Here is a 10,216-nt window from a genome sequence, read left to right as displayed (position 1 = left end):
ACAGGAACTCTTGATTACAATCAGCCTTCAATAGATCACACATTAACGGCCTTATTTACTAGTCTACGCTCATCCATAAAGTTACAACATTGTGATTTCATTTATACGAATAACAATTAAACTGCTTACTCGGATACATCTAAAGACGAATAGATAATGTTAGTAGATCTGTTTTTGACTTTATCTTTCCTCGAGCCGTCAGATAATGTACTAAGAACCGAGCCTCTTGCAAAACTCACAGTAAAGCAGGGCTAGGCAGTTTTGCTCTTTAACGTCAATCAGCCTGAAAAGCCGATTTTCGAATATTTGCATGTAACTCCCTTTTTTTGCGTTTTTGGCTAAATTTGGGTGATAGCAAAAATAGTCCGTAATTTGAGGTTTTTTACCCAACTTTATGTCAATAATTCCCATTTTTGGCCATGATTTTGGTTTTTACGGTTTAGCCATGAAAACAGGTGGTTTTTACAAATGTCTCAAGTAGAAGAAAAATCAGAGCTAATGGCCCAGTCCCCATCGAATACCAAGTAAGACCCTGCGGCCAACCCATTTTGCGGAAAGTGACCCCTCATGCGACGGTTGCCAATGACCCTGAGACGAAGCCTACCGTTGCGAACATCCGGTGTAGGTCTTGGCTTAGCTCCCCCCACGCATCCGGGATCACAAGGGAATACACCAGCACCGATCCGTCCTATCCCTTCAAGGGCAATAAGTTAGGTTGCCATCTGGTAATCCCACTATTCCTAAAAGTTACCCATAAAGTTGAGGCAAAACACAGGTAAAGCAAGACGGTGAAGTCGAATGCGGAATAACGCATTATGACTTCTGTCGAACTTCCCCGTTCCCCGAGTTCATTGATGTAGTGTGTGACATGACTGAACCCCGGCCGCATGACTCCTCCTAAGCCAATCAGTGACAGCCATAGGAGGGGGCCAGGATACCGCATAGGATGCCAAGGTTTTTTAAATTCATATCACAGGAAGAAAAATGATCTCAGAAAGGCGAAAAAATAGCCGGATAAATTTTGTTATTGTTAACCGATGTCATGACTTCGATCTTTGGATTCTTTTTGGAACCCTTCAACGTATCAAACTGGGATGCATGTGTTCAGTTCAATCGAAGACTATTACATTTTTAAATGCTGTTATCGAAATGCTTAGGCAACGGATTCAAGAGGACTTTCATGAAACGTCAAGTTACGCAACGGCTGGTAACGTTTGACCCAGACCAGATTTATTCGGCCAATTGGCTGAGAGGCATCTATTTCTCCGGCGTTAACCTCAGCACCTTACCTTCAGGTTCATCGGTCAAAACCCAGATTGAGCCATCAGGGGCGGTGATGATATTGCGGAAGCGGGTTTTCAGTTCGGTCAAAAATGTTTCCTGTCTTATTACTTTCCCTGCTTCCAAATCAACGCGGCGCAATTGCTGGCCTGCCAGTGCCGAGACCAATAAGTCGCCTTTCCAACCCGTGAACATATCCTTGTCATAAAAAGTCATTCCCGATGGTGCAATCGAGGGTATCCAATATAAAAGTGGCTGTTCCATGCCGTCAGCCGCCACTTTGTCGGTTATTGGCAGGCCGGTATAATCTACACCGTAAGTGATTTCTGGCCACCCATAATTACGGCCCTCCACAAGGATATTGATTTCATCGCCGCCCTTGGGGCCGTGTTCATGCTCATAGATTGTGTCCGTCGCTTTATCAAGGGCTAGCCCTTGGGGATTGCGGTGGCCATAAGTGAAGTATTTCAAATGCCGTGTTGGACTAGCGCCATTGGCCATGGCGAATTGGTCACCGATTGGCGTGCCATCATCACGTAAATGCACAATTTTCCCCAAATAGCTTATAAGTTTTTGCGCTTCTTCTTTATAACTAAAGCCTTCGCCTAACGATAAGAGGAGTGTTTTATCGGGCAGGAATAGGATGCGCCCGCCAAAATGGTATGCCCCTTGTTTATGGGGTTTTGTTTCAAAAATTTGCGCGACCCCAGTTAGGGTTTGACCATCAAATTTCGCACGGATTAAGGTTGTGGCATTATCATTTTCTGTCCCTTTGGCAAAGCTGAGGTAAACAGTGTGGTTGGTCGCAAAATCGGGGTGCAATGCCACATCAAACAAGCCAGCCTGGCTTTCATAAAGGACTTGTGGCACACCAGAAATGGGTGCCGATAATTTTTCTTGTTTAAGTAAGCGCAAGCGCCCTACTTTTTCGGTCACCAATGCCGAACCATCAGGCAATATGGCTATACCCCAGGGAAACTCAAGCCCCTTGGCCAATGTTTCAATTTTGATTTTGGTTTGGGTGGGTAGCGCAGTATCAGAACGCGGCGCATCCGCCCCCTTTTGAGTGCAGGCGCTAATGACGATTAATGCTGAGAACAAGTAATAGGCAATTTTCATAAGATCGGCGGTGAGGCTTATATTTTGGTTCTTTCAATGCAGCTTTATTGCAATAGTTGACCACTTTTGGCCTGATGAAATTCCACACTCTTACATACACCTAAATTTATTCTGATAAAAACCTCTGAAATATTTTCATCAAAAACATTCAAAATATCCATTATATATCAATAAGTAGGACTTCCTTCGTTAAGCTTACTTTTAGTAAATTGGGGGCTTATGGTAGAAAAAATTGGAAGATTTTTTGCTGCACATCATTGGCTTGGCTATGTTAGCCCGAAATTTGGCCAAGAAAACGTCTAAATTTGTCTTCTCAATACCGGTCAGTCGCCGTTGTCAATTTTGGCTCAAAACAATTTAGTCAAAACCGGTAGAGTAGAGATGTGGCGCGGTAGCGTTAGATATTCGCTTAACTGTTGCCGCCCCTTTCGTTCGGCGGTGCCTCACTAGCAAACTCTTAACCCCGTTTCCACATCCCTCTCATCGAACCGGACTGGCAGTTTTCCCGCATCCGGCTCTCGGACAAGATATCACGCTTACGCCCACGGCTGGTCGCACCCCAAGCGGGTCAAGCGTACCAATCCTAAGTTTTGGTAAAGGTACGAAGATGGATAGGCTCCGACCGCTCGCTTTCTGACCTTGTACTTGTTGCGTAACCACCGGCGCAACCGCATCGTGGTATAGTTGTCAATTGCCCGGTAGGCCTGCTGGGTCGTCCCCACTTTAAAGTAGTTCGACCACCCTCGTAGTACCCGGTTCAACTGCCCAATTAGCACGGCGGTCTCCTGCCATCCCATGTTAAGAACCGTCATCGCATGGATCTTTTCTACCATGCGCCGAATACTTTTCTTCGACGGCCTATATCCCATGTAGGCCTTGCCCGTTTGGCGCTTATACATCCGCCCAAACGTGTAACCCAGAAAATCAAACTCACCTTCCGGCACTCTACAGATTCGTGTCTTTTCCTCATTCACCGTCAGCTTAAGCTGCGCCATGATGTCATGCAGCCATTGCAGGGCTTCTTCAGCCTTGCCCCGGCGGCACAAGATCACCAGGTCATCGGCATAGGTCACGATCCGGCTGCCCAACCGCCGCTCCAGCCCCAGTTGTTTCCACCTCAACACAAACCGTCGCATATACAAATTAGACAGCAACGGCGAGATTGGTGAACCTTGGGGTATGCCACGGCGGTTGTCCTTGGCTTCGGTCGTGCGTGTCTTCCGGCCTCGGCTATCGGTTTCTTCCACGGTGCATTCCAGCCATTGCTTGACCAGGTTCAGCACCCGCGGGTCAACGACCCGGCGTGCCACCGATTTCAGCAATTCGGCATGCGGTATGCTCCCGAAGTAGTCCGCAAGGTCGGCGTCCACGACCTCCAGGTGACCCCGATATAGCTTTTCTTCCACCTCGACCACCGCCTGTTGGGCATTGCGCCCAGGACGGTAGGCATACTGCTCAGGAGGCAAGTCTGCTTCAAAGATCGGCTCCAGCACCAGCATTGCTGCCGTCATGCAGACCCGATCCTGTAGTGTCGAGATACCCAGTGGCCTCAACTTGCCATTGGCTTTGGGGATATACACTCGTCTGATTGGATTTGGTCGGTAAGTCTCCTCCCTAAGCGCAAGCGCCAGTTCGCCAAGCCACCGAGTTACACCATACGCTTCGATATCCGGAAAATCCTGGCCATCCACACCCGGTGCACCCTTGTTAGAGCGGCACTGGGCATAGGCATGCGCCAGGATGTCTTCCCGGTAAATCTTGTCGTACAACGCGTAGAAACGATAGTCGGCTTCAGCCTTCGCTTTTGCGTGTAACGCCATCTGTAGTTCCTGAACTCTTATCGGAGTTGATAGGTTGCCCAATCTCCTGTCCCTCCCCACTTGTTGCGTTGATCTTGAACTAAGGCCCCTTCCCTCCACCCGCATTACCAGGCTTCCTCGGTACTACGAACCTCTCCGCAACCCCAATGCGCCCGGCCTGTCCCTCACGGGCATCCGGTTGGCCGTCCCCGGCCACGCAAAAGGGCTTCCCGTGTTGCGCGTGCTTACCTTGTGTACATGCAATCGCCACTACCCCGGCGCAGCATCTGGGGCTAATCTTCGCCCATTCTCCCCAGACATATCAGCCTTCCCCGAAAGGGTGGTCAGGTCGGCCTGCGCAACGTCCTTTTCGAGGCTTGCTCAGCGTTCACTCACGTTAAAGCCTGCACACTCGCTAGGCCGCCTAAAGCGACCCTTTAACTCGGGGGCTTCAGCCATTTCGTTACCTACATGACTGCCCCGAGTGCTTCCGGCCGGAGCGATTTAGCCGGGTGGGTCTCTCACCCACTGGTAAAGCACCGCCTTAGCACGGCGCACACCCTTTGCGGACGGTCAGTCTTTCGACTTAAACACCCGAACCAAATTGCGCCTGCCAGTCGTGGTAGTCAGCTAACGATCTTCTTTAAGGCAGCCATTCGCCGCCATCCGCACCAACTTCAGTTACATTCAGCTGCTTAACCAGCTCCTCGAATTGATCAATCGGAATTGGCTTGCCTAACAGATATCCCTGGAAGTGTGTGCAACCCTTGTTTATGAGGAAACTTCGTTGTTCTTCCGTCTCGACCCCTTCGGCGATAACATCCAGATTCAGATTCTGCGCCATGGCGATGATGGTGCTAATAATCGCCTTATCACTGCTATCAGTAGCAATATCACGTACGAACGAATAATCGATCTTTAATTGATCAAGCGGCAGGCGTTTAAGGTATTGCAAGCATGAATATCCGGTACCAAAGTCATCCAGAGAAAACTGGACACCGAGTGCTTTCAAGGATGTCATGGTTGCGATAACGGCTTCGATATTTATCAACATTAAGCTTTCAGTAATTTCCAGCTTAAGCAAAGCCGGATTGATGGCATGCCGTTGCACGACATCTCTTACTTGAGAGATAAAATCATTCTGGCAAAATTGCTTGGGACTCACATTCACCGCCAGAATCAGGTCACGAGTGAGTGTAGCGTTCTGCCATGCCTTGAGTTGGGCGCATGCCGTATCCAGCACCCAGTAACCAATGGACAGGATCAGCCCGGACTCTTCCGCCAGTGGAATGAACTGCATGGGAGGCACCTGACCTCGTTCAGGATGCAGCCAGCGTACCAATGCCTCTGCACCCAATGGCTGATACAAATTGTCTACCTGAATTTGGTAATACAGCTGTAACTCCTGCTTTTCAATTGCCTCATATAATTGGTTTTCCATTTTCAGCTTTTCATGGGCATGCAGGTTCATTGCCGTTGAAAAGAAGCAAAATTTATTCCCACCCTCTGATTTGGCGAAATACATTGCCCTGTCGGCATTTTTCATCAAATCATCGATGCGATCCGCATTGTCGGGATAGAGGGCGATGCCGATACTGGTCGATGTGCGCAATGTGCCCGTACCGATCAGGAAGGGCCGGCTTAGGTGAAGGTTGATTTTTGTTGCGACGATGGCGGCAACAGACTCTATGTCATGGCCTCTCAAGATGACGACGAACTCGTCGCCACCCAGCCTCGCCACCGCATCGTAGTCGCGTACACACGACTTGAGACGAGCGGCCACTTGTATCAACAACGCATCTCCGACCGAATGGCCGAGGGTATCATTGACGTTCTTGAATCGATCGAGATCAAGAAACATCACCGCCAATTGTTCCGACATGCGCGTAACAATCAACATGGATTGCTCCAGGAATATCTGTAAATGCAGCCGGTTTGGCAAGCCGGTCAGAGGATCGTGGTGAGCCAAGTGTTCAATGCGTTCTTCTGATTCTTTGTAGCGGCTGATATCGACGAAATTTGCCAGATGAAACTCGATGTCCCCCGCCCTGTTGCGCACCACTGAAACCGTCATCATCTTGGGGTAAACGCTGCCATCCTTGCGCCGGTCCCACATCTCGCCCTGCCAGAAGCCGTCTTTCAGGATAGCCTCCGACATGTCCCGGCATTCCTCCTCAGTGGTTCGTCCGGAAGAGAGCAACTTGGGATTACTGCCCAGCACATCGGCCTTGTCGTACCCCGTTAACTTGATGAATGCGGCATTGACATCGACAATGTGGTTGTTGCGGTCGGTGATCATGATGGCTTCGCCGCTGTAATTGAAGACATACCCAGCCAATCGCAGTTTGCTCTGTTCAGCATTACGCCGGATCAAATTACGCACCCGAATTATCAGCGTGTCTTTTGAAATAGGTTTGATCAGATATTCGTCCGCACCCAGGTTTAGTCCGGCCAGTTCGTTTTGTTCCGAGACGTCGGCGCTCACCAGAATGACTGGAATAGCCAAAGTGTTCGGATCAGCACGCATTCGGCGCAGAACCTCGATGCCGCTCATGCCGGGCATTTTGACATCCAGTATGACCAGTTTCGGCAACTCAGTCTGATCTTTCAGCAGCGCTAACGTTGACGCACCGCTGGTGGCGGTCTTGAGCCGGAAATCCGTCTTTAACGCCGACACTAGGACATGCAGGTTAATTGGTAGATCGTCTACCAGCAGGATAAGCAGCTTTTCGTGTTGAGTCAGGTTAGTGTCATTCATCATTGTGCCAAGTGTTTGGCTTTCAATAGCTTCAAGGTCGCCAATGCTTCCGGGTGCTCGAAGTTATCAATTTGGTGGCGCAATTCTCGCACCAGAGGAGAGCAGGGCAATCCGGCATCGGCCAATTGTTGCAAGGAAGCCAGTAAAGCGTCAGAAATTATTTCCTGTCCGATGATAAACGGCTCAAGCGGCAGCAAAGCCTCCTTCAGTGAAACTAACGTTGTTACCGCCGTTTTGATCCGATCAGGTTGCTCGTAGTCGCCGATATGTTGCTGCATCTGCCTGAGTGTCTCGATCAGAATGGCATCGAACACAGCTCGAGATTCCTGCAGCGCAGCAGAGCGCAATTCCTCAAGCAAGCGACGACTGGCTTCGGTCAGAGCTACGGCACCCAGATTAGAGGCTACCCCCTTGACGGCATGAATCAGCTCGATGGCATCACTGGTAACCCCCTTATTAAGCAGCTCGTCCAGGCGCTCAGTTAAGTCGTGATAACACTCGACAAAACTGAGCAACAGCCGTTGCTGTAGTGCTTGGTCGCCGTCCAGTCTACTCAACCCTTTTACCAAATCAAGCACCGGTTCCCCTTCCTGAGCCATAGACGGGGCGGGGGATGGAATTTCTGCCCCCGATTGGGTGTAAGTACGAAGCACCCTGACGATGTCTTCGGGTTCCACAGGCTTAGGTATGAAATCGACCATGCCGATGGCCAGGCAACGTTCCCGGTCTTCCGCCATAACGGCAGCGGTCATGGCTACGATAGGCAGGTTTTTCCCTTGCTTAAGTTCGCGAATCTGGCGGGTAGCTTCGATGCCACCCATGATTGGCATATGCAGATCCATCAGCACCAGATCAAACGCTTGCTGTTGGACCAGAGCCACAGCTTCAACGCCATTCCAGGCAATGGTGAGAGTCGCGCCGCGTTTCCTGATGATACTGGCGGCGACTTCCTGATTGAGCTCATTGTCCTCGACCAGGAGCACACGGACGCTGTCGAATCGCAGGGTGTTCAGTTCTTCCACGGTATGAACGCGAAGAATTTCACCGTGCATCAAGGCATCGAACAGGCTGGAAGGCAATACCGGTTTGGTGAGCACACCGCTGATGCAGGATACTTCAGGTTGTTGCAGTAGTAGCTTGTTGAAGCCAGTGACCATCAAGATCGGCAAAAGGGTGGCCGTGCCGTTTGCTACTTCCTGCGCCCTCAGTTCAACCGCCACATCCAGACCACTCATGCCAGGCATGCGCCAATCCAGCAACACGGCATAAAAAGGTTGCCCTATCCTGTTTGCCTCTGCAACTCTTGCCAGGGCTTCCTCCCCATTTTCGGCCTCAATCGCCTCCATGCCCCATGCTTTCAGTAAGAGAGAAAGTATCTGGCGTGAAGTCGCTTGATCATCCACCAACAGCACCCGTTTGCCACACATTTGCTGCGACTCGCAGCCTATATGCGCAACGTTGCGCCTATCTTCCGACGCTATGCCGACCTCAATGGTGAAGGCAACATTTGTTCCCTTGCCGACCGTACTATTCAGCGTAATCTGGCCGCCCAACAACTCTACTAACTTTTTGACGATAGCAAGCCCAAGCCCGCTTCCACCGAATTTACGTGTGGTGCTGGAGTCGGCCTGGGAGAAAGGTTGAAACAGGACGCCAACCTGATCCGGCGTGATGCCGATGCCAGTGTCGCACACGTTAAATCGCAGCGTGTGCGTAGCCTCACCCTGGCGCTCGACCCGCACACTGATATGAATCTCGCCGTTATCGGTGAACTTGATGGCGTTACCGACCAGATTATTGAGTATCTGAACCAGGCGAAAAGGGTCACCCATAACCAGCAACGGAGTGTCCTGTTCGATATCGAGGAATAATTCCAGCCCCTTCTCTTCGGCCTGTAAACCGAGCAGTTCGCTGACTTCGAGAAGTACCGCCTCTACGCGCATGGGAATCCATTCGATCGCCATGCGTCCGGCCTCGATTCTGGAAAAATCCAGGATATCGTCAATAATGCGCACTAGAGCTCTACCTGATCTGCGAACCTTGTCAAGTTGTTCCCGCTGTTCCGGTTTCAGGTCTGACTCCATCACAATGCGCGTTAATCCCAGAATGGCATTCATCGGGGTACGTATCTCGTGGCTCATATTGGCCAGAAATTGCGACTTGGCGAGCAAGGCGGCTTGGGCTGTTTCTTCTGCACGCTTGCGCTCGGTGATGTCGCGCGCCGCGGCAAACACGCCAAGCACATTGCCATTTCCATCGCGGTACAGGCTGGAGTTATAGAGCACTTCGGTAATTTTGCCCGAGACATGGCGAATCGCCAAGGGGTAATCGGTCACAAACCCTTGCGAGAACACCTGCTCATAGCCCTCACGCGCTTTCCCTGGATCAGTGAAATAGTCTGCAAAGTCACTGCCGATCAGCTGAGCTCGGGACACCCCCGACACTTGTTCAGTAGCGGCATTGACGTCGGTGATCTTGCCTTGCGCGCTAATCGTCATCAACGGATCCAGACTTGCTTCAAGCAGACTGCGGGCGTATTGGGATGCGGCCTTAATAGATTCTTCCGCCTTTTTTCGCTCGGTGTTGTCCGTGCCGATCAGTAGATAGCCGATGATGGTGTCCTGAGCATCTCGCAGAGCCGTGACCGACACCACCGCCGGAAAGCGGCTGCCGTCCTTGCGAATGTAAGTCAGCTCGTAGATATCTTCGATACCACGCGAGGCCTTGAACACCAATGCCTCGAAGCCCGGTGTAATCGGGGTGCCGAGTTCGACGCTCAGCGCTTCAGCGCGCGCGATCACTTCCTGCGGGTCGGAAATGTCGGCTGGCGTAATCTTGTTCATCACTTCGGCGGCGGCGTAGCCCAGCATGCGTTCAGCGCCGACGTTGAAAATCTGAATGACTCCCTTCGCGTCAGTGGCGATACTTGAGAAATTGGCGCTGTTGAAAATTGCGCTCTGTAACGCTCCCGTTTTAAGCAGCGCCTCTTGGCGGTGGATTTCGAAAATCCCGTCAAACGTATCATCAGCAATGTTGAGAATAGGGGGATCGTCTATTTTTTGAGGCATGACTTTACTTTGTGTTACTTGGAAAAAAGTCTGAACCGAAGTCGTTCAAGGAACGGGATGACGACTGCTCTCAAGGATGCAATGGCTTGGTTGATGTCCGTCAAAAAAATACTTTCTGTCAGATCCAGATTGAGCAAGATCGGATTGGTGCCATGGTGTAGTGTTGCAGCTTGCACTTGATACACTGACAT

5 protein-coding genes are annotated in these 10,216 nt (G+C 50.7%); all 5 read right to left on the bottom strand.

The annotated features are described in order from the left end of the window. Positions 1-688: 688 nt before the first annotated feature. Positions 689-943: a DUF998 domain-containing protein gene (locus MGMO_RS21005; protein ID WP_152976257.1), complete on the bottom strand. Its 255-nt coding sequence runs from the start codon at positions 941-943 to the stop codon at positions 689-691. 314 nt (positions 944-1,257) lie between these two features. Beyond that, a complete protein-coding gene (locus tag MGMO_RS00130) occupies positions 1,258-2,400 on the bottom strand; it encodes a PQQ-dependent sugar dehydrogenase (protein ID WP_023492969.1) in 1,143 nt (380 codons plus the stop codon). Positions 2,401-2,936: 536 nt separating this feature from the next. After that, positions 2,937-4,220, bottom strand: a complete 1,284-nt coding sequence (gene ltrA, locus MGMO_RS00125) for a group II intron reverse transcriptase/maturase (RefSeq protein WP_036306283.1) — start codon at positions 4,218-4,220, stop codon at positions 2,937-2,939. 622 nt (positions 4,221-4,842) lie between these two features. Next, on the bottom strand, positions 4,843-6,960 hold the full coding sequence (locus tag MGMO_RS00115; RefSeq protein WP_023492967.1) for a two-component system response regulator: 2,118 nt from the start codon (positions 6,958-6,960) through the stop codon (positions 4,843-4,845). Then, on the bottom strand, positions 6,957-10,025 hold the full coding sequence (locus tag MGMO_RS00110) for a PAS domain-containing hybrid sensor histidine kinase/response regulator (RefSeq protein WP_023492966.1): 3,069 nt from the start codon (positions 10,023-10,025) through the stop codon (positions 6,957-6,959). The genes MGMO_RS00115 and MGMO_RS00110 overlap by 4 nt, the downstream gene beginning before the upstream one ends. Positions 10,026-10,216: the final 191 nt, after the last annotated feature.

Origin of the sequence: Methyloglobulus morosus KoM1 (assembly GCF_000496735.2) — a bacterium.
GTDB lineage: Bacteria > Pseudomonadota > Gammaproteobacteria > Methylococcales > Methylomonadaceae > Methyloglobulus > Methyloglobulus morosus.
Note: the sequence above shows the minus strand (reverse complement) of the source record. Positions and strands in the feature narration are given on the sequence as shown.

What these genes read in the sequence shown, in the direction of transcription:
- MGMO_RS21005 (WP_152976257.1), bottom strand. Translation starts at nt 943, where the DNA reads ATGCGGTATCCTGGCCCCCTCCTATGGCTGTCACTGATTGGCTTAGGA.
- MGMO_RS00130 (WP_023492969.1), bottom strand. Translation starts at nt 2,400, where the DNA reads ATGAAAATTGCCTATTACTTGTTCTCAGCATTAATCGTCATTAGCGCC.
- ltrA (WP_036306283.1), bottom strand. Translation starts at nt 4,220, where the DNA reads ATGGCGTTACACGCAAAAGCGAAGGCTGAAGCCGACTATCGTTTCTAC.
- MGMO_RS00115 (WP_023492967.1), bottom strand. Translation starts at nt 6,960, where the DNA reads ATGATGAATGACACTAACCTGACTCAACACGAAAAGCTGCTTATCCTG.
- MGMO_RS00110 (WP_023492966.1), bottom strand. Translation starts at nt 10,025, where the DNA reads ATGCCTCAAAAAATAGACGATCCCCCTATTCTCAACATTGCTGATGAT.